This is a genomic window from Bacillus sp. FSL R5-0397 (assembly GCF_038593395.1).
GTDB lineage: Bacteria > Bacillota > Bacilli > Bacillales > Bacillaceae > Bacillus > Bacillus altitudinis.
This window is the reverse complement of record NZ_CP151992.1, coordinates 1392139-1412246: the sequence shown is the minus strand read 5'-3', so window position 1 is coordinate 1412246 and position 20108 is coordinate 1392139. Positions and strand designations below refer to the sequence as shown.

Below are 20108 nucleotides of genomic sequence, written 5' to 3'. Positions count from 1 at the left end.
TATTATATCACAATCCCCTTTAAATGCCGATCGTTTTTCTGTAAACTTATATTAACTCTAAAAAAAGGGATGGAGACAAATGAAACAAATCAAATGGCTTCTATTATTATGTGCATTACTTGCGGTTGTCAGTATGGCGTTTATTGGGGTAACTCTTGCAGAAAAAAACGTGCTGGGTATTTGTCTAAGTATTGTGTTCGCCATGATTTTCATGGGTACAGGATTTACATTAAAACGAAAATTAAACGTACAATCATAAAATTTATGAAAAGCCTTTTACATTTTACATGTAGAAGGCTTTTATTTTGGGTAAAAACAAGACCAACCACCTATGTAACACTAATGATTCAACTAAAAATTTCATATAGTGTTGGCAAATCTAAGCAATCTGAACTCTTCCATTTTTCGACAAGAACTTTTATAGTTCTCCAAAATCAAACACAAAGTTACATTTTTCCTATTCTTCCACAAAGTTTCTCATGGTATGCTGTTCTTGCAACAAAATTTAACAGAAAAGGGAGAGAAAAGAAGCATGAAGAAGTTTTTGAGCAAATCGCTCAGCTCTGTTGTATTTTTCGCTTTAGCTATCATTTTTACTTTCACAACAGTAGCTCCTGGGCAAGCAAGTGCTGCAACTTTCAAAGGGATTCCTTTTGAGCAGCAACAAATTATTAAAGAATTATTGGAGAAAAACGAGCGTGTCATCAACATTCTCATCAATTCATTTGTTGAGGAAGACAACAACTACACATTTGATGTGAAAAAAGCTGTTGAGCTCGGTTTGACTGAAGAAGAAGCGGCGACTGCTGAGAAATTCTTAGATCGCGCAGCTGTTCTTACAATCGTTTTCAGTGAAAGCATCACTAAAAACGAAAAAGGAAAATTAGTTTTTGATGCAGAAAAAGCTGTTGAACTTGGTCTTACTAAAGAAGAAGCAACTAAATTCGAAAAGCTTTTCAAATCAGTGATCAGAATTGCTGATCTTGCTGGTGATGCACTTGTTCTAGACAAAAAAGGAAACGTTGTAATTGATTCTAAGATCGCTAAAGGTCTTGGATTCAGCTCTACTGAATTACTTGTTTTCAACCAATTGCTTAAGAAAATTCCTCAAGAGCAATTAAAAACATTCTATGATGCAGTTCAAATTGCTAAAGAAAAATTGAACTAAGCTCAAAAACCCCCATCCGGTTCATCCAGATGGGGGTTCTTTCTTATATCCAATAGATCAAGAGCATGATGAGATAGACGATACTAAAAACGATACTTGCCCGTAATAACAGTTTTCCATAGTAGCGCTTTTCAAGCTTTCTTTTTTCTTCTTTTTCATCTATGAACGGTATGAAATCAGTTGACTTTGCAATAGAGACTGGTTCTTTCATTTCTTCATATAGATGAAGGCATTTTTTGCATGAACGTAAGTGCTCATTCACTAATTGATTTGTTTCTTCACTCGTGTCCCCTTCTATATAAAGTGGTAATAGTTCTTCAATCAAATAACAGTTCATTTGTTGAACTCCTCACAATGTAGCTTTCGTTTCAGCTCTAATCTTGCTCGATGAAGGGTTGTCTTTACTTTAGATAAAGTCCAATTCAAAATTTCCGCTACTTCTTCATACGATAATTCCTGAATATCTCTTAAAATGAGGACTTCCCGGTAAGAATCCTTCAATTGATTGATATGGCTCCACAGTCTTTGAATATCCGCTTGAGTTTCTAAATGCTCTTCAGGTGTCATGAATATCTGCTGCTCTAAAAAGTCAGCTTTTTCTACATCCGTAAAAGTTCGTTTTACTTTTCGGCGATAGTCGTTGACAAATGTATGATAAGCAATGGTGTAAAGCCATGTTTTAATGCTTGAATGTCCTTTAAAAGAGGATAATCCATGCAGTGCCTTGATAAATACATCCTGCGCAAGATCCTTGGCTGTTTCGACATTTCCCGTTCTGCGATATAAATATTTGGTGATTTCCTGAAAATATTCTTCATATATTTTTTCAATTTGATTGGTCGGTCTAGACATCAAAAATAAAACCACACAGTCATCCAAATTGATAAAACGATAAAAAAGAAGTATAACGAAGAAATAAACCACTTCATGCGTTTTAATTCGTGATAATCGCTCTGATCCTCAGTGTGGACAGGAGCAAACTCGTTTTCCTTAACGGAATGCTGAAACTGCTTCTCATGCATCTTCATCCAGTTAGAAGCCTCTTCTCCAAGCTCCCCTTCCTGATACAATTCATATAAGTCTTGAAAGATGGCTTGTTTTTCTTTATCTGTCAAAACGTTGCACCTCTTTTGTTCGTCCATTTACTTCATATATTTTCCGCTCATTCGATCCGAAGGTTTGAATGATCACAAACCACGAAATGCTCATTTTCCCCTCTTTGTCGATCATTCTCACTGGCTTGATTTGTTTTTTATAGATGGCATAAGGTTCATACTTTTTGAGAACTTGCTGATAGACTTCATCACGTTCTTGATTCGATACCGTATGCGGTAAAGAAGAGTCTGATTGCCAATTCAACTCAATTCCATCGGCATCTCTCGTCACATGAAGTAAATTTGATGACCCGTGAAAAGTATATTGTTTGTGTTCACGAGTTCCTGTTTCTGTCTTCACGTCTTTTGACTGTTCCCCTATCAATTCCAACAAATCTTCGTCACTGATATTTCCTTTTTTCTGTTGAAGAATCGATTTTGATAGCTGTATTTTGAGCAATTCTTTCGTTGAACCATTAAACAGAAATTCAGATTGATCGGCTGTCTTTACCGCCACTTCATGCTGCCATTCAAAATAAAAAGCATCAACGTCTGTGATCTGGTAAGCTGGTGGCTGTAAATTTAACTTTTTATAAATACGATTAATTTTCGTTTTCATTTCTTTGTTTGTTAAATTGATCCCGTCTACATCCTTCAATTGAAAGATGGCGTTCCCATATTGCGCTTGTCGAAGCGTCTCTTTTTTCCAGGTGGCAAACGCTAAGCTCTCATCTTTATTCTGAGACATTTTTGGCAAAAGAAGAACGCTTGTCTCCCCGTCTTCTTTTTCAACCACTACATGAATGCGGTCTAGATCAACGGATCGGCCGCTTCTTTCAAAAAATTCAATGGTTTTTCCCCTATATTCTTTATCGGTCAAATGCTGTCCCTTTGCGCGACCATGATAAAAATAGCTGTTTAATTCACCTGTAAACGCAGAAACATTCACTTCATACTGATCGGCTGCAAACACGTAGTTATCAGAGATCGGCTGCTTAATAGTCGTTGAATATAATGAAATGTCCGCTGGTACAAACTTTGAAGCGAATGCTTTTGCACTTGCTTCAGATAAAGGGCGATATTCTTCTGAGAAAGTATCTGTCAGTTCCGTTTTAGTAAATTGAAACATGATATGTGGGAGATTTAGGATCGGGTTTAGCATCAGCATAAAAAAGACGACAATTCCCCAAGCACCCCACTGTCTCAACTTCACCTTGTTTTGTAGTAACGCACATAACAAATGTAAGGTCATAAAGCTTCCTGCGGCCGCTACTAAAATCACAATGGATTTAAACGAAGATTGCAGCTCATGCTTCGAGATAGAAGGATAAAAAATATACAGCAGCGCAGCGAAAATCAGGCCATAGAAAAACAGCAATTCTTTCCACTTCTGATGCCAAAACAAACGAAAGAATAGGTGAAGTACCAAAGCGGCAAAGCCAATCATAAGCAAAATGATGATTAAATCTCTCCATACCAGCTCCGTATCACCGCTGAGAAAGAACTTTTTGCTTTCAACTAACACAATAAATACCGTTTGACATAAAGGCAGAAGTAACACAGATAAATCAAACGCAAAAAACATGCCCCTATTTTTTAAATAAGGAAGAGAAATCACATAGAAAAGTGATGCAAGCAAGACATAACCATAGATGAGAAATTGCATGAAATCTGTCAGCACTTCAAATGTTTCGATCGTATACTGTCTAGCTAGCACTTGGTGGATCATCTCAAGTGTCATACTCCCTAGCAGAACTACTCTTAATATGATTCCAGCATAAAATACATAACTACTCTTCTTTTCTTTCCATATGGGAAGTGTAATAAAAAGGACAAATAGTCCAAGCACACACCATTGAATCATGTGGATACTGTACTCATTTAAAATAAAAAACCTTTCAAAATGGAGGGATAAATCACTAAACAAATCAAACATCGCTACACAATCCTTTACTTCAAATTAAGGCCTCGCTCGTATAGACATTTGACTTGTCAAAAAGTTTCATCAAATACAAAAAATCACTTCATTCTCATGAAGTGATGTTGTTTATTTTTTATTTCCGCTTCCTTTTATGTAATCATGCAAGATTTTTTCACAGACGGATCGATTTCCAGCAACAATGCTATTTTTCTCTAGAAACGTCAAACGTTCTCCGTGAATATTCGAGTAAACAGCGCCTACTTCATCAAGTAACACACATCCAGCCGCATAATCCCAAGGCGCTAACCTTAACGTGACATATGCATCGCTTCTTCCGCTTGCAATATAAGCTAGTTCAAGTGCAGCTGACCCAATCGTTCGTGTTCCTCTCACATCGCGTACGAGACGTGCAAACGGTTTAGCGTCAAAATGGGGGCTTTCAATCGCCCATGTTGGGTTAATGCCGACAATGGCTTTTTCAATGGCGACATCTTTTAAAGGCGGGAGTAAGGTATCGTTCATATACGCCCCTTCTCCTTTGACTGCATGATAGAGCTCGTCATGGATGACGTCATAAATAAGACCGATTTTCCCTACACCATGTTCAAATATCCCAATTGAAATGGCAAAATTTCGTTTTTGATGGATAAAGTTCATGGTGCCATCAATTGGATCAATGATCCATACTATCCCGTCTAGAGAGGTCACTTCTTCCCCTTGGCCCTCTTCTCCTAAAATATGATGATCTGAAAATGTCGACTGTATCTTTTCAATGAAGAAACGTTCTGTTTCTTTATCGATGTTTGTGACAAGATCATTTGGATTTGATTTTGTTTCAATTGATAGACCTTCCTGCATGGATGCTTTAATGCGGCTACCCGCTTCTTTTACCCAAAGCTTTGCAAGTCGGTCAATTTCCACCCAGTTTGTCATCGGACTGTAAACCTCTTTTCTATGTAGTACCTATTTGTATTAGCATACTGATATTATGTACGTAAAAGCAAGAAAAAAGCAGCTTCATACAAAAACGAACCGATGAATTGGTTCGTTTTTACCTCACCTTGTTTTACCCTTGAAGCTGCTCCCATTCTTTTCTTAGGCGCTCAAGCTTTCGTTTGCTGCGTTCTACCTGGATATCATCTTTTTGCTCGATGGCTTCATGAAGCGTAGAAAGCTCATAATCAACCTCTAATCTCCACACAGCGATGCGATTCTTCTTCTCTTGTCTATACCCATGCTTCACGATTTGCTTCACTGGTCAACGCCCCTTCCAGAGAATGATTCATTCCTTGTCAGTTTTCATTGATAAAAATACAATCGATAAGAGAAATGGTTCTTGCTTATATCGTATGAAGCGATCGCATAACCGCAACGACATTCTGAAAATTGTGTTTTTACCTATTTGTTATGTACCACAAAATCGAAGTTTTTAAACGCCGAACCAAGATCCCTGCTATCTTTCTCTTTAAAGTGCATCTTTTTTTGAGCTTGACCCAAGCTATGATAAAATATGATCAGCGAAAAGATACAGGAGGCATAACATGAGTGAAATGCGTTTTAGAGATGAAGATTTTGAAACATTCACAGTAGACGGTTTAGATGAACGTATGACCGTATTAAAAGAGAGAGTCCGTCCAAAGCTTGAAGCACTTGGTGAACATTTTGCACCGCTTCTTTCTTCTATTACAGGTGACGAAATGTTTGTCCACGTGGCAAAACATGCAAGAAGATCAGTCAACCCGCCAAATGACACTTGGGTGGCTTTCGCTAACAGTAAGCGTGGGTATAAAAAGCTCCCTCATTTTCAAATTGGGCTTTGGAAAACTCATGTATTTGTATGGTTTGCGCTCATTTATGAATCTCCAGTGAAAGGTGAATATGGGCAACTATTCGAAAAAGAGCTGGACACGATCCAAAAGAAAATACCGCAAGACTTTGTTTGGTCTAAGGATCATATGAAACCGGACGTCCTCCGCCACAGCGAACTTGATGCTGAACAGCTGAGAACACTATTTGAACGTGTTCAAACAGTCAAAAAGGCCGAACTCCTTTGCGGCATCCAGCTTCCTAGAGAAGAAGTTATTCAAATGAATAATGAAGAATTCTTATCGAAAATTGAAGATGCCTTCCGCACAGTAACTTATCTATACCGCTTTACACAAAAAGAATCTGTATAAAAAAACGAGCCTATGTTGGCTCGTTTCAGATTGTTGACAAAGGGCTAAAATGAACTTTATTTTAGCCCTTTGTCTTCTTTTCAGCGTGATAGAAAACCTTTGCAATCTAGGAAGGATGAGCACTGGAGCGGAGCGAATTTGTCATTCGTGAGCACCAGCGCGCAGGACTGACAACGAATGCGAGGGTTTGTCTACACGCTGAAACGAGCCTATATTGGCTCGTTTTTTACATCCGTATCATAGCTGCTTCTTCAGCCTCTCTTGCACTTTTTACTGTGCGATAAGGGGAATACCCACTTCCCTTTTCAAACGCCGCACAATGCGTCTTTTCTTCTGCTTTTGATGGTACAACTTCTTTAAATCGTTTATAAGCCTCTAGTAACGCTTGTTTCGCAATTCCTGTTTCATAGGCTTTTTCAACGGCTTGAAAAAATGAAATGACCGCCATCTTTTCTTCAGTTGTCCAGTCGACATCCATTGGATATTGATATTCCATTTACTTGTCCCTCACTTTAATCCACATTTCTTATTTGAACTTTTATTATAGCATCTGTTTGATCAGAATCCGATTGATTTTATGCTTTACATTCCGATCAGTTCATAATATAATTCTTTTGTTTTATGCAATGAAATCTGCTGTTATTGGGATAATAATAGCAGGTATTTCGATGAAGGTGGGAAAGCAATTGTCACAACATGATACACCCTTATACACTGGACTAAAAAAACACGCTTCAACCAATCCAGTCCAATTTCACATTCCAGGCCATAAAAAAGGGGCCGGAATGGATCCTGAATTTAGAGCATTCATTGGAGACAATGCATTAAGCATTGACCTTATTAATATAGAACCTCTTGATGATTTACATTCGCCTCGAGGAATGATCAAAGAAGCACAGGAGCTTGCAGCAGAAGCATTTGGTGCCGACCATACGTTTTTCTCTATACAAGGAACAAGCGGCGCGATCATGACAATGGTGATGACCGTCTGTGGCCCTGGAGACAAAATTATTGTTCCACGTAATGTCCATAAGTCGATTATGTCTGCAATTGTATTTTCTGGTGCAGTACCTGTTTTTATTCACCCGGAAATTGACAAAGAACTTGGCATCTCTCATGGCATCACGCCAGAGTCAGCTAAAAGAGCGCTGACTAAACATCCAGATGCGAAAGGGCTACTTGTGATTAACCCAACGTATTTTGGCATTTCAGCTGATTTAAAAACCATTGTAGAGATTGCTCATTCATATGACGTACCTGTTCTTGTAGATGAGGCACATGGTGTGCATATTCATTTTCACGATGAGCTTCCACTGTCTGCGATGCAGGCGGGAGCTGATATGGCAGCAACAAGTGTGCATAAACTTGGCGGCTCTCTCACCCAAAGCTCGATTTTAAATATAAAAGAAGGACTTGTTTCAAAGGATCGAGTACAATCTATTTTAAGCATGCTGACAACTACGTCTACTTCTTATTTGCTTTTAGCCTCCCTGGATGTCGCTAGAAAGCGATTAGCGACTGAAGGAAAGGCACTTGCAGATGAAGCCATTCGATTAGCTGAATCAGCAAGAACTCGTTTAAACGAAATTGAAGGTATTACTTGTATTGGTCAAGAAATTCTCGGCTCACCTTCTACTTACGATTATGACCCAACAAAATTAATCATCTCCATTAAAGACCTTGGACTCAATGGCCATGATGTGGAGAAATGGCTAAGAGAAAGCTACCGAATTGAAGTAGAGCTCTCTGACCTATACAATATTTTATGTATCGTGACGCCTGGCGATTGTGATGAGACGATTGATACGCTTGTAACGGCTATGAAGGAAATTGCGGCCACCTCTGCACGTCAAGGCGGAAAACAAGCCGTAACAGAAGTGTTACTGCCTGAGATCCCTTCGCTTGCGATGACGCCGCGTGACGCTTTTTACGCAACAACGGAAGTCATTCCATTTAAAGAAGCGGCTGGCCGAATCATTGCAGAATTTGTCATGGTTTATCCGCCTGGTATTCCTATTTTTATACCAGGAGAAATCATCACAGAAGAAAATATCTCCTATATCTTTAAAAATATCGAAATCGGTCTTCCTGTTCAAGGACCTGAAGATTCCACACTAAATATGATTCGTGTCATTAAAGAACAAAAAGCCATTTTATAAAAAAGAAACATGCAGCCCCAATTGGAGCTGCATGCTTTTTTATTTATTCAGAGGCTTCATCACAGCAATGACAGTGACCACATGTTCCATAAAGTGTTGTCACTTTTTCATTTTCAAATTGATCAATGGTTTCATTGCAATCTTGACAAATAATTGTACCCACGTACATTCCCCTTTTCTTTACTCAAAGTTTGAAAGCGTTTAATCTATTTCATATCTCTATAATATGATGTCACATTTAAGTTGTCAACGGTCAATTGTATGACACATTTAATCATTTTTTATAAAAATATGCTTTTTTCTCATCATATTGAGGAAACGTTTCAAATGTATTTTGCTTCATATCAATTCTGTAACAATTGAGTAACAATCGAAAATTGTCAAAAAGGACGTGATACACTAGAGTGACTAACAGGGAACTGGCTCCTAAAAATGTTGGTACAACCCCAAAGGATTTTGAGGTGAATAGATTGAATTTTATGAGGACCCTTCTCATTATATTCCCTATGCTCTTTGTACTTAGTTCATGCTCATTTGCGTATATCATACCGAATCAGACAGACCAGGTCAGTCATATTCAAAAGCCGAGAATTCTCTTTTTTACTGATGCAGAAAATCTTGATAAAGAAAGTCCTTATTATGACGCAGTGCTCGATTTAAAAAATGAATATCCGAAGGAAATGTCCAAGATGATTGTCAAAGAAGATCGTAAAGGCTGGAAAAATGAAGTAGACGAACTGCCGGCTATTTTACTTGTCAATAATGAAAAGGTCATTGTGAAGGTGGAAGGTAATGTCCGAAGTAAAGAGGATATCTTATCACCTATATGCCAAGCATTAGATCGAGTGAATACAAATTAACGATTCGACTTTGCACTTATATATCCATATGAAAAAAACCCTCAGCTCATGAGGGTTTTTCTTTTTCAGCGAGGTTTCACATTCATAAAAAACCCTCTCCATGTGGAGAGGGCTTCAGCGTGTAGACAAACCCTCGCATTCTTTGTCAGTCCTGCGTGCTGGTACTCACGAATGTCAAATTCGCTCCGCGCCAGTACTCGTCCTTCCTAGACTTCAAAGGTTTTCTATCACGCTGAAAAGAAGACAAAGGGCTAAAATCAAGTTCATTTTAGCCCTTTGTCAACAATCTGAAACCCTCTCCGTGTGGAGAGGGTTTCAACGTTCATTATTTTACGATATGGATTGGGCTTCCGATTGCTACTTCAGCCGTTTCCATTGTAATTTCACCTAAAGTTGGGTGAGCGTGAATTGTCATTGCGATATCTTCAGCTGTCACACCAGCTTCAATTGCAAGGCTAAGCTCTGAAATCATATCAGAAGCACCAACACCTGCGATTTGTGCACCGATAACTAGACCATCCTCTTTACGAGTGATCATTTTCATGAAGCCATCAGTTGCATCAAGAGAAAGTGCACGTCCGTTCGCTGCGAATGGGAATTTCGCTGCAACGATGTCGATTCCTTCTTCTTTTGCTTCTGCTTCAGTATATCCAACAGTTGCAAGTTCTGGCTCAGAGAATACAACAGCAGGAATACCAAGGTAATCAATTTCAGCTGGCTCTCCAGCGATTGCTTCAGCAGCAATTTTACCTTCGTAAGAAGCTTTGTGTGCAAGTGGTGGTCCATCAACGATGTCACCAATTGCATAGATGTTTGAAACGCTTGTACGGCATTGTTTGTCAGTTTTGACAACTCCGCGGTCTGTCAATTCAACACCAACTTGCTCAAGACCAAGCTCATCTGTGTTTGGACGACGACCAACAGTCACAAGTACGTAGTCAGCATCGACAGTTTTTTCTTCACCTTTTACTTCGAAAGTAACAGTGACACCGTCAGATTTTTCTTCAACGCCTCTTGCAAGAGCGTTTGTGTGAATTTCAACGTTTCCTTTTTTCTTCAGGTTACGTTTCACTAATGAGCTCATTTGCTTTTCAAAACCTGGAAGGATTTCGTCTCCACCTTCAAGGATGACAACTTCTGTTCCAAAGTTCGCATAAGCAGTACCAAGCTCAGTACCGATGTATCCACCACCGATGACAACTAACTTTTTAGGTACTTCTTTAAGCGCTAAAGCACCAGTTGAGTTAATCACGCGGTCTGTGTATTTAAATGTAGGCAATTCGATTGGACGAGATCCAGTTGCAAGAATTGCATTTTTAAATGTATAAGTCTGCGCTGAATTTTCATCCATGACACGTACAGAGTTGCTGTCTACGAAATAAGCTTCACCTTTGACGATGTCTACTTTATTTCCTTTTAGAAGACCTTGAACTCCACCTGTTAATTTGTTTACAACAGAAGCTTTCCACTCTTGAACTTTTGTGAAATCAACTGTTACGTTTTCAGCTTTGATACCCATGTCTTCAGAATGCTTTGCATTCTCGAAACGATGTCCAGCATTGATCAATGCTTTTGAAGGGATACAGCCGACGTTTAGACATACGCCGCCAAGTGTTCCTTTTTCAACGATTGTTACTTTTTGTCCTAGCTGTGCAGCACGAATAGCAGCTACATATCCACCAGGACCTGCACCGATGACAAGAGTATCTGTTTCGATTGGGAAATCTCCTACTACCATGAATTTACGCCTCCATTAAAATTAATTGTGGATCATTCAATAAACGCTTGATGTGGTTAAGGGCATTTTGCGCAGTAGCTCCATCAATCATACGGTGGTCAAAGCTTAGGGAAAGAGCTAAGACTGGAGCTGCAACGATTTCGCCATCACGAACAACCGCTTTTTCAGCGATACGGCCAATACCAAGGATCGCTACTTCTGGGTGGTTGATGACTGGAGTAAACCATTGTCCACCAGCAGAACCGATGTTTGTGATTGTGCAAGATGCACCCTTCATTTCAGCTGGAGCCAATTTACCATCACGTGCTTTTGTTGCAAGCTCGTTGATTTCGTTAGATACTTCGAAAATCGCTTTGCGATCTGCATTTTTCACAACTGGAACAAGCAAGCCTTTTTCAGTATCAGCTGCAATTCCGATGTTGTAGTAATGCTTTTGAACAACTTCATCTGTTTTATCATCGATAGAAGTGTTAAGTACTGGGTACTTTTTCAAAGCAGAAGTTAGAGCTTTTACAACGTAAGGCAAGTAAGTTAACTTGATTCCTTGATCAGCTGCAACTTGTTTGAATTGTTTACGATGTGCAACAAGGTTTGTTACATCAACTTCATCCATTAATGTTACGTGAGGAGCTGTGTGCTTAGAGTTCACCATTGCTTTCGCGATCGCTTTGCGGATTCCGCTCATTTTCTCGCGAGTTTCTGGGAATTCTCCTTCTAGAACTGGAGCTGCTGCCGCTTTTGGAGCCGCTTCTTCTTTCGCACTTTCAGCTGCTTGAGGTGCTGCTTCTTGAGTTGCTGCAGAACCGCCATTAAGGAAGCTGTCGATATCTTCTTTTAGCACGCGGCCATTTTTACCAGTACCTGCAACTTTGTAAATTTCAACGCCTTTTTCACGCGCATATTTACGTACAGATGGCATAGCAATAACGCGTTTGTTAGGATCAGCATCTACTTGCTCTTGTGCGCCAGCACCAGTTGCTGCTGCCGCTTCTTCTTGAGCAACTTCTTTCTTTTCAGGCTCGTTACCAGCTTCAGCAGTACCTTGTACTTGAGCTTCAGTTTTCGCTTCGCCTTCTTCTTCGCTGCCTTTAAATTGAAGATTTTCGTAACCAGGTGCATCAAACGTAATGATTGTTTGTCCTACAGTTGCAACTGTTCCCTCTTCAACTTTTAATTCTAATACTTTTCCTTTAACAGGTGAAGGAATTTCTACAACTGCTTTATCATTTTGTACCTCTGCTAAAACGTCATCTTCATTGATTTCGTCGTTTGGTTTTACAAACCACTTAACGATCTCACCTTCGTGGATACCTTCTCCGATGTCCGGAAGTTTAAATTCAAATGCCACTGTTTTTCGCCTCCTAGATTATGTTAAACCCTTGTTCTGTCAACATTACACGGTCATGTAATTGATAAAGGGGAAGAGAAATAAATTCTTTTCCCCTCTGTCATTTAATTAAAATTCAAGAACTTTCTTAGCTGTTTCAAGCACGTCTTTATGGTTTGGAAGCCATACGCTCTCAGCTTGAGAGAAAGCAAATACAGTATCAGGTGCAGCTACACGAAGTACTGGTGCTTCTAGGCTAAGAATTGCTCTATCATTGATTTCAGCTACTACGTTTGCTGCAATACCAGCTTGTTTTTGTGCTTCTTGAACAACGATCGCACGGCCTGTTTTTTCAACAGAAGCGATGATTGTTTCAATATCAAGCGGGCTCACTGTACGAAGGTCAACGACCTCAGCAGAAACGCCTTCTTTTTCAAGTTCTTCAGCAGCTTTAAGTGATTCGTGAACCATTGCACCGTAAGTGATGATTGAAAGGTCAGAACCTTCACGTTTCACGTCAGCTTTACCGATTTCAATTGTGTACTCTTCTTCAGGAACTTCCTGACGGAAAGAACGATAAAGTTTCATATGCTCAAGGAATACAACCGGATCGTTGTCACGGATTGCAGAAATTAATAGTCCTTTTGCATCGTAAGGTGTTGAAGGAATAACAACCTTGATACCAGGCTGTTGTGCAATAAGACCTTCTAAGCTGTCAGCGTGAAGCTCAGGTGTGTGAACTCCTCCGCCAAATGGAGAACGGATTGTCACTGGAGAATGCCAGCGTCCACCAGAACGGTAACGCATACGAGCCATTTGTCCAGAAACAGAATCTAATACTTCGTAAACGAATCCGAAGAATTGAATTTCCATTACTGGGCGGAATTCTTGTAGTCCAAGGCCAATTGCAAGACCGCCAATACCAGATTCAGCAAGTGGAGTATCGAATACACGATCCTCACCAAACTCTTTTTGCAATCCTTCAGTCGCACGGAATACGCCGCCGTTTTTACCAACGTCTTCTCCGAAAACAAGAACGTTTTCGTCATTTTTCAGTTCTGTGCGTAACGCATCAGTGATCGCTTGAATCAATGTCATTTGCGCCATGGCTTACTTCGACTCCTTCTGTTTGTAGATTTCAAGCTGTTCAACCAAGTTAAATGGTTTCACATCGTACATGTTTTCAATCAAATCAGTGACTTTCTGCTTAGGCTGTTCGTCAGCTTCTTTGATTGCTTGTTTGATTTGTTCTTTTGCATCTTCGATGACTTTATTCTCTTCTTCTTCAGACCAAAGGCCTTTGTTTTCCAAGAATTTGCGGTAGCGTACCAATGGATCTTTTTGCTCCCACTCATTTTCATCTTCTTTTGTACGATATCTTGTTGGATCGTCACCAGCCATTGTATGTGGGCCGTAACGGAATGTAAGAGTTTCAATTAATGTTGGACCTTCACCATTTACAGCACGCTCACGAGCTTCAGCAGTCGCTGCATATACAGCTAATGCATCCATACCGTCAACTTGTACGCCTACGATACCAGCTGCAGCTGCTTTTTGTGCAATCGTTTGTGCAGCAGATTGCTTTTCAACAGGTGTAGAGATCGCATATCTGTTGTTTTGGACAACAAAAATCGCTGGCGCTTTGTAAGCCCCTGCAAAGTTAATACCTTCGTAGAAATCACCTTGTGAAGCTCCACCATCACCAGTGTAAGTGATTGCAACAGCATTTTTACCGCGCTTTTTCAAACCAAGAGCTACACCAGCAGCTTGAATGATTTGTGCACCGATAATAATTTGCGGAGAAAGTGCATTCACATCTTCAGGCATTTGGTTTCCAACAAAGTGTCCACGAGAGAACAAGAATGCTTTTGTTAGTGGAAGACCATGCCAGATTAATTGTGGTACATCACGATATCCTGGAAGAATGAAATCTTCTTTCTCAAGTGCAAAGTGAGTTGCAAGCTGAGAAGCTTCTTGTCCAGCTGTTGGCGCATAGAAGCCAAGACGTCCTTGACGGTTCAATGAAATTGAACGTTGATCTAATACACGTGTAAACACCATACGGCGCATTAATTCTTTTAATTGGTCATCTGAAAGATCTGGCATTGCCGCTTCGTTTACGACTTCGCCTTTTTCGTTTAAAATTTGGAACGTTTCAAACTGCTTTTTGATGGCATCGAATTGCTTTTTGCTATCAACAATTGCTTTTTTTGTTTTTGCAGCCATTCTAAAGTCACCTCTTCCTTTCTTTTAACAGTCAATTTGTCGTGAATCCATTTATACATACAGATATAGGATAACCCAAAATGCTCATATGACTCCTGTATATAATAGCCACAAAGATCATTGTCGAAACATTGGATGATCGCTTGCTTTTGAGTTTTTCTAACTGTATTAACGATAGTTCACAAAAAACTAATACAACTTCTGTTAACAAGGAATAGTTTACAACAAGAAAAATAGTCCGTCAATTGATTTAACGGCTTTATTTAAATAAATGTATTCGCTTTACTTTTTATGGTGACCTGTATCAATCTGTTTAATCAACAACACAAACTGTACTAGTATAGAGTGGATCACTGTACTACAATAGCACATGTTTGTTTTTGTCGAAAAATAAAAAAAGAGCTATTTCCAGCTCTTTTGAACGTGATGGACAAAGGGCCAAAATGAACTTCATTTTAACCCTTTCTCTTCTTTTCAGTTTGACATCTTGGAAAAACGAGTAACGACACGCAGGCACTTTGTGAGTAGCAGCGATAAACAGAGCTAGCAAATAAAGTACTGTTTTTAGCTATTTTGTGATTCTTTCTGAGCTGTTTTGTATAAAGCTTGTTTATATTCGTTCAATTGATCTGTATATTGATTGAACTTCTTGCTTTCTTTTCTAACTTTACTATAGGAACGATTGACTGTTTTCAGTTTGGATTTCAGTTCGGCGTATCCTAAGTCTTTTCTTTTTAAGGATTCATACAAGTGCTTGTCTTGTTTCAACGCCTTTTGATACTCACGGTAAAGCTGATCATACGATGCATATCTTTTTTCAATTGATTTGACTGTTTGTTCTGCTTTGTCTTTTACTTCCGCATCTTTTATCTGTCTAGCGAATTCCTTTACAGATTGAAATTCTTTTTTCGATTGATCCATGCTGTCTTTTTCTGTTTTTAAATGTTCTTCACGCTTTTCTGCCGATGCTAATGCTTGATCAGACAAGTTTGAGACGGTTTTTGTGTGGTCTTTTGTTGTTTGAATCATTTTTTTATACAACTGCTGCTCTTTTTTTTCATAGCTTTGCAGTGCGCCTTGTTCTTTTTCAAAGGATGCTTCTTTTTCGCTCATTTTTGTCATGGCATCTTGCATCTCATAAAGCGGATTTTGGCCTCCGCAGCCCGCAAGCAAGAGGGTACATATCCCCGCTAAAGTTGCACCTGCTTTTATTCTTCTTTTCATCTGTTTCAATTACAAGGTCCCCCTTTACATCTCCACATACCACTATAATTTTTCAGGGCGGTTGTGACAAGGAAAGAGGATGGTTTTTTGAGGGGAAAGAAGATTTTTTTCATGCTCTAGGCTCATGACTATACAAATAGTGCATTCATACATAGTTTATATTACACGCTTCGCCTTCACTTATGAGAGGCCGAGTGTATTTCCAAAGGAGGTCAAAAGTATGTCTAATTATAGTCATGGAAGTATGTATGGTGGATACGGCGGTTACGGTTATGGATACGGCGGCGGTTGTTGCTATCCAAGTTATGGTGGTGGATACGGTTACGGTGGTGGACGTACATTCGCTTTAATCGTCGTCCTATTCATTCTATTGATCATTGTTGGCGCAGCATTCTTAGGCGGCGGTGGCTGCTGCTAATGGCTGAATAAGCCTCTGACCGGTCTCATACGACCGGTCTTCTTTATTTCATTGCATATGTTGTGTATCATTTTATATACTTTACATACAAAGGAAATAGGAGTGAAATTTTGTGATTACCATGGATGATATCGTACGAGACGGGCATCCCGTCTTAAGACAAACAGCTGAAGCGGTCGAACTCCCGCCAACAGAAGAAGAAAAACAGCAATTAGCTGACATGATTGAATTTGTCAAAAACAGTCAGGATGCAGACATTGCTGAAAAATATGAACTTAGACCCGGTGTTGGCCTAGCAGCTCCGCAAATCAATATCAGTAAACGAATGATTGCTGTTCACTGTGAAGACGAGGGCGGGGAACTTTACAGCTATGCATTATTCAATCCTCGCATTGTTAGCCATTCAGTCAAAAGAGCTTATTTAGCTACTGGAGAAGGCTGTTTATCTGTTGATGAAGCCATCCCTGGATTCGTCCCGCGCTATGAAAAAATCAGGGTGAAAGGTACAACGCTTGAAGGTGAAGACATTGATATTCGCCTAAAAGGGTTTCCGGCCATCGTTTTTCAGCATGAAATTGACCACTTAAATGGCATTATGTTTTATGATCATATTCAAAAAGATCATCCATTCGCCGAGCCAGACAACGCGGTTGCGATCGGCAGATCATAATATAAAAACAAGACCCGTCCATCAGCGGGTCTTGTTTTTTATTCATCAATAAGGCCTAATTCAGTCACAGCGTGGAATATGCCATCCTCATCTACAGGTTTGGTGACAAAGTCAGCTAATGTTTTTAATTCATTGACTGCATTCCCCATCGCAACGCCTGTTCCAACAAACGAAATCATTTCTCGATCGTTCAGCCCGTCACCGAAGGCAATTGTGTCCTTTTGATCGTACGGAAGTCTTTCAATGACTCGTTTAATTCCTTCAGCCTTTGATCCACCTTTTGGCAGGACATCAGTAGACAGCTCATGCCACCTGACGAGATCAATTTCTTCACGGAACGCTTCATATAGATGTTCCTCTTCTGCTTTACAAAATAGTAGCATTTGATAAATGACGTTTTCTTTAAAGAATGACAAATCATGCTCGGGATGCTCTGTTTTTAAAGTGCCAATCCCTTCATGGATAAATGGATGGTTGGGCACAGACGCCTTCATCGTCTTCTCTCCCATGAAAACAAGCGGATGATCATGTTGATCCGCTGTTTCATAAATTTTATCCATCAGCTCTTGCTTAAGCGGATTGCCGTAAATGACTTCTCCTTCGTACATGACATACTGACCGTTATAAGCAATAAATGAGTCAAGCCCTATTTCTTCTAAAATAGGCTGGATGAGAAAAGGCGATCGGCCAGATGCAATGAAGAGATGATGCCCTTTTTCTTTTAATAAACGAACAGCTCGCTTCGTTGATTCAGGTATTTTTTTATCATGGTCATATAAAGTACCGTCGATATCAAAGAAGATGACTTTTTTATTCATATCTCGTCTCCTGTCTCTTGTTATGTATACCCTCTCCCCTTCATCATACAGAAAGATCTTCACTGACGAAACCACTTCCTCTTAAAACGCCCATTTCCCACATATAACCATGTAACATTAAGTGGAAACATCATATAATACAAGTATATAGAGAGAACGGAACAAATGGCTGAATGAGACTCATACCGAAAGGAGGCGATCCGCGATGCTTCGTCGTCTGCGCAAGAAAATTCGAAGACAATGGAAGGACATGCTTCGTAAAAAATCGATTGCTTAAAAGGATCTTCCGCACATTTGCTGAAGGTCCTTTTTTCTCTGAGACTTTTCTTATGCGCGTTTTTTTAATATAATAGAATAAGCGAGTGTAACATACGGTATTTAAGGAGAGATTTGGATGATATATAAGGTATTTTTTCAGGCAAGTACGACTGAGGTACCTGTGAGAGAACACACAGATTCACTATACGTTGAAGCGGTTTCTGAAAGAGACGTACGCGATAAGTTGAAAAAACATAACTACAATATTGAATTCATTCAGCCTGTAGACGGTGCTTTTTTAGACTATGAACGAGAAAGTGAAAATTTTAAAGTATTGGAGCTATGAGAGGAATGAAATTTGTAAAAAACGATCAGGCGGCAGTTTTTGCGCTCGGCGGATTAGGCGAGATCGGTAAAAACACGTATGGCGTTCAATTTCAAGATGAAATCATTTTGATTGATGCTGGTATTAAGTTCCCTGAAGATGAACTTCTTGGAATTGATTACGTCATCCCTGACTATACGTATTTAGTTAAAAACGAAGATAAAATCAAAGGTCTTTTTATTACTCACGGACATGAAGACCACATCGGCGGTATCCCTTACCTTCTCAAGCAAGTGAATATTCCAGTTTACGGAGGCAAACTCGCAATCGGCCTCCTTCGTAACAAATTGGAAGAGCATGGTCTATTAAGACAGACCAAACTTCACATCTTTGAAGAAGAAGATACGATCAAATTTAGAAAAACAGCTGTGTCTTTCTTTAGAACGACGCACAGTATCCCAGATTCTTATGGAATTGTCGTGAAGACACCTCCTGGTAACATCGTACATACAGGCGATTTCAAGTTTGACTTTACTCCTGTTGGCGAGCCTGCCAATTTAACGAAAATGGCTGAGATCGGGAAAGAAGGCGTTCTTTGTCTTCTATCTGACAGTACAAATAGTGAAATTCCAGAATTTACGATGTCCGAAAGACGTGTAGGTGAAAGCATTGATGACATCTTCAGAAAAGTAGATGGACGTATTATCTTTGCTACATTTGCATCTAACATTCACAGACTTCAGCAAGTCATCGAGTCAGCTGTTGCCAATGGCCGAAAAGTCGCTGTGTTTGGACGTAGCATGGAGTCTGCCATTGATATTGGACAAGAGCTCGGATATATAAAATGTCCAAAAAACACGTTCATTGAACACAATGAAATCAACCGCCTTCCAGCAAACAAAGTAACCATTCTTTGTACTGGTAGTCAGGGCGAACCGATGGCCGCTCTTTCTCGTATTGCCAACGGTACACACCGCCAGATTTCAATTAACCCTGGAGACACTGTTGTCTTCTCGTCTTCACCGATCCCAGGTAACAATATTAGCGTAAGCCGTACCATTAACCAGCTTTATCGTGCTGGTGCTGAAGTCATTCATGGCTCACTCAATAATATTCATACCTCTGGACACGGCGGGCAGGAAGAACAAAAGCTGATGCTCCGTTTAATTAAACCAAAATTCTTCATGCCGATTCACGGTGAGTACCGCATGCAAAAAACGCATATTAAACTTGCGAATGATTGCGGAATCCCTGAGGAAAACTGCTTTATCATGGATAACGGTGAAGTTCTTGCACTGAAAGGTGACGAAGCAAGTGTCGCTGGCAAAATTCCTTCAGGTAACGTGTATATCGACGGTAGCGGTATTGGTGATATCGGCAACATCGTGTTAAGAGACCGCCGCATTCTTTCAGAAGAAGGTCTTGTCATTGTTGTTGTCAGCATGGATATGAAAGAATTCAAAATTTCTGCAGGTCCTGATTTAATCTCAAGAGGTTTTGTCTACATGAGAGAATCTGGAGACCTCATTAATGACGCGCAAGATCTCATTTCAAAGCATCTTGAAAAAGTAATGGAACGTAAGACGACTCAATGGTCAGAAATTAAGAACGAGATTACTGACACTCTTGCTCCTTTCCTTTATGAAAAAACAAGACGCCGCCCAATGATCTTACCGATTATTATGGAAGTGTAATGACGTACAAGGAGACACAGCCAATTGGCTG

Annotated in this window: 23 protein-coding genes; 9 read left to right on the top strand and 14 right to left on the bottom strand. The window is 39.7% G+C overall.

Features of this window, described 5'->3' with window-relative positions:
• Positions 1–79 precede the first annotated feature (79 nt).
• Positions 80–259, top strand: coding sequence for a DUF5325 family protein (locus NSQ70_RS07150; protein ID WP_003211596.1), 180 nt, complete (start codon positions 80–82; stop codon positions 257–259).
• Between the two features lie 273 nt (positions 260–532).
• A complete protein-coding gene (locus NSQ70_RS07145) occupies positions 533–1168 on the top strand; it encodes a hypothetical protein (RefSeq protein WP_203144304.1) in 636 nt (211 codons plus the stop codon).
• Positions 1169–1211: 43 nt separating this feature from the next.
• On the opposite strand, the gene NSQ70_RS07140 is transcribed toward NSQ70_RS07145, so the two are convergent.
• The 6 genes from NSQ70_RS07140 to NSQ70_RS07115 form a co-directional block, all read right to left on the bottom strand.
• Entirely contained in the window at positions 1212–1505 is a 294-nt protein-coding gene (locus NSQ70_RS07140) for a zf-HC2 domain-containing protein (RefSeq protein WP_100324955.1), read from the bottom strand.
• Positions 1502–2020 carry a sigma-70 family RNA polymerase sigma factor gene (locus NSQ70_RS07135; protein WP_025207276.1) on the bottom strand — a complete coding sequence of 173 codons (519 nt, stop codon included), beginning with the start codon at positions 2018–2020 and terminating at the stop codon, positions 1502–1504. Before NSQ70_RS07135 ends, NSQ70_RS07140 begins: the two co-directional genes overlap by 4 nt.
• Entirely contained in the window at positions 2020–2283 is a 264-nt protein-coding gene (locus tag NSQ70_RS07130) for a hypothetical protein (protein WP_268431970.1), read from the bottom strand. The genes NSQ70_RS07135 and NSQ70_RS07130 overlap by 1 nt, the downstream gene beginning before the upstream one ends.
• Positions 2273–4126 carry a hypothetical protein gene (locus tag NSQ70_RS07125; protein WP_342502522.1) on the bottom strand — a complete coding sequence of 618 codons (1854 nt, stop codon included), beginning with the start codon at positions 4124–4126 and terminating at the stop codon, positions 2273–2275. Before NSQ70_RS07125 ends, NSQ70_RS07130 begins: the two co-directional genes overlap by 11 nt.
• A 183-nt stretch (positions 4127–4309) precedes the next feature.
• Positions 4310–5116: an inositol monophosphatase family protein gene (locus tag NSQ70_RS07120; protein WP_039168628.1), complete on the bottom strand. Its 807-nt coding sequence runs from the start codon at positions 5114–5116 to the stop codon at positions 4310–4312.
• Between the two features lie 133 nt (positions 5117–5249).
• Positions 5250–5438 (bottom strand): hypothetical protein, encoded by a 189-nt coding sequence (locus NSQ70_RS07115; RefSeq protein ID WP_008345085.1) that lies wholly within the window; start codon positions 5436–5438, stop codon positions 5250–5252.
• A gap of 286 nt (positions 5439–5724) precedes the next feature.
• On the opposite strand from NSQ70_RS07115, the gene NSQ70_RS07110 reads away from it, so the two are divergent.
• Entirely contained in the window at positions 5725–6360 is a 636-nt protein-coding gene (locus NSQ70_RS07110) for a DUF1054 domain-containing protein (RefSeq protein WP_045034227.1), read from the top strand.
• Between the two features lie 226 nt (positions 6361–6586).
• On the opposite strand, the gene NSQ70_RS07105 is transcribed toward NSQ70_RS07110, so the two are convergent.
• Positions 6587–6856 carry a UPF0223 family protein gene (locus NSQ70_RS07105; protein ID WP_056704806.1) on the bottom strand — a complete coding sequence of 90 codons (270 nt, stop codon included), beginning with the start codon at positions 6854–6856 and terminating at the stop codon, positions 6587–6589.
• 190 nt (positions 6857–7046) lie between these two features.
• On the opposite strand from NSQ70_RS07105, the gene NSQ70_RS07100 reads away from it, so the two are divergent.
• Positions 7047–8519 carry an aminotransferase class I/II-fold pyridoxal phosphate-dependent enzyme gene (locus NSQ70_RS07100; RefSeq protein ID WP_144678851.1) on the top strand — a complete coding sequence of 491 codons (1473 nt, stop codon included), beginning with the start codon at positions 7047–7049 and terminating at the stop codon, positions 8517–8519.
• Between the two features lie 43 nt (positions 8520–8562).
• Here the strand turns inward: NSQ70_RS07100 and NSQ70_RS07095 are convergent, their stop codons facing one another.
• The gene (locus NSQ70_RS07095; RefSeq protein WP_003212464.1) at positions 8563–8682 is read right to left on the bottom strand and encodes a GapA-binding peptide SR1P; all 120 of its coding nucleotides are present in this window, start codon (positions 8680–8682) and stop codon (positions 8563–8565) included.
• 316 nt (positions 8683–8998) lie between these two features.
• Here NSQ70_RS07095 and NSQ70_RS07090 point away from each other — a divergent pair, with 316 nt between their 5' ends.
• Positions 8999–9379 (top strand): hypothetical protein, encoded by a 381-nt coding sequence (locus NSQ70_RS07090; protein WP_223255627.1) that lies wholly within the window; start codon positions 8999–9001, stop codon positions 9377–9379.
• 325 nt (positions 9380–9704) lie between these two features.
• Here NSQ70_RS07090 and lpdA read toward each other — a convergent pair whose 3' ends face one another.
• From lpdA to NSQ70_RS07065, 5 genes are all read right to left on the bottom strand, one after another.
• Positions 9705–11117: a dihydrolipoyl dehydrogenase gene (gene lpdA, locus NSQ70_RS07085; protein WP_327862431.1), complete on the bottom strand. Its 1413-nt coding sequence runs from the start codon at positions 11115–11117 to the stop codon at positions 9705–9707.
• 4 nt (positions 11118–11121) lie between these two features.
• Positions 11122–12465, bottom strand: coding sequence for a dihydrolipoamide acetyltransferase family protein (locus NSQ70_RS07080; RefSeq protein WP_008345100.1), 1344 nt, complete (start codon positions 12463–12465; stop codon positions 11122–11124).
• Between the two features lie 108 nt (positions 12466–12573).
• A complete protein-coding gene (gene pdhB / locus NSQ70_RS07075; RefSeq protein WP_007498597.1) occupies positions 12574–13551 on the bottom strand; it encodes a pyruvate dehydrogenase complex E1 component subunit beta in 978 nt (325 codons plus the stop codon).
• A 3-nt stretch (positions 13552–13554) separates the two neighbouring features.
• Entirely contained in the window at positions 13555–14670 is a 1116-nt protein-coding gene (pdhA, locus tag NSQ70_RS07070; RefSeq protein ID WP_007498599.1) for a pyruvate dehydrogenase (acetyl-transferring) E1 component subunit alpha, read from the bottom strand.
• A 564-nt stretch (positions 14671–15234) separates the two neighbouring features.
• Positions 15235–15903, bottom strand: coding sequence for a YkyA family protein (locus NSQ70_RS07065; protein ID WP_326849344.1), 669 nt, complete (start codon positions 15901–15903; stop codon positions 15235–15237).
• A gap of 235 nt (positions 15904–16138) precedes the next feature.
• Here NSQ70_RS07065 and NSQ70_RS07060 point away from each other — a divergent pair, with 235 nt between their 5' ends.
• Together NSQ70_RS07060 and def are read left to right on the top strand one after the other, a co-directional pair.
• The gene (locus tag NSQ70_RS07060; RefSeq protein WP_117590933.1) at positions 16139–16312 is read left to right on the top strand and encodes a YjcZ family sporulation protein; all 174 of its coding nucleotides are present in this window, start codon (positions 16139–16141) and stop codon (positions 16310–16312) included.
• 112 nt (positions 16313–16424) lie between these two features.
• Positions 16425–16982, top strand: a complete 558-nt coding sequence (gene def, locus NSQ70_RS07055) for a peptide deformylase (protein ID WP_008345111.1) — start codon at positions 16425–16427, stop codon at positions 16980–16982.
• Between the two features lie 38 nt (positions 16983–17020).
• Here the strand turns inward: def and NSQ70_RS07050 are convergent, their stop codons facing one another.
• Complete coding sequence (locus NSQ70_RS07050; RefSeq protein ID WP_024719544.1) at positions 17021–17800, bottom strand: Cof-type HAD-IIB family hydrolase; 780 nt, start codon at positions 17798–17800, stop codon at positions 17021–17023.
• A gap of 394 nt (positions 17801–18194) precedes the next feature.
• Between NSQ70_RS07050 and NSQ70_RS07045 the strand changes: the two genes are divergently transcribed.
• Positions 18195–18404 (top strand): DNA-directed RNA polymerase subunit epsilon, encoded by a 210-nt coding sequence (locus NSQ70_RS07045; RefSeq protein ID WP_008345114.1) that lies wholly within the window; start codon positions 18195–18197, stop codon positions 18402–18404.
• Between the two features lie 5 nt (positions 18405–18409).
• A complete protein-coding gene (gene rnjA, locus NSQ70_RS07040; RefSeq protein ID WP_008345116.1) occupies positions 18410–20077 on the top strand; it encodes a ribonuclease J1 in 1668 nt (555 codons plus the stop codon).
• The last annotated feature ends 31 nt before the right edge of the window (positions 20078–20108 follow it).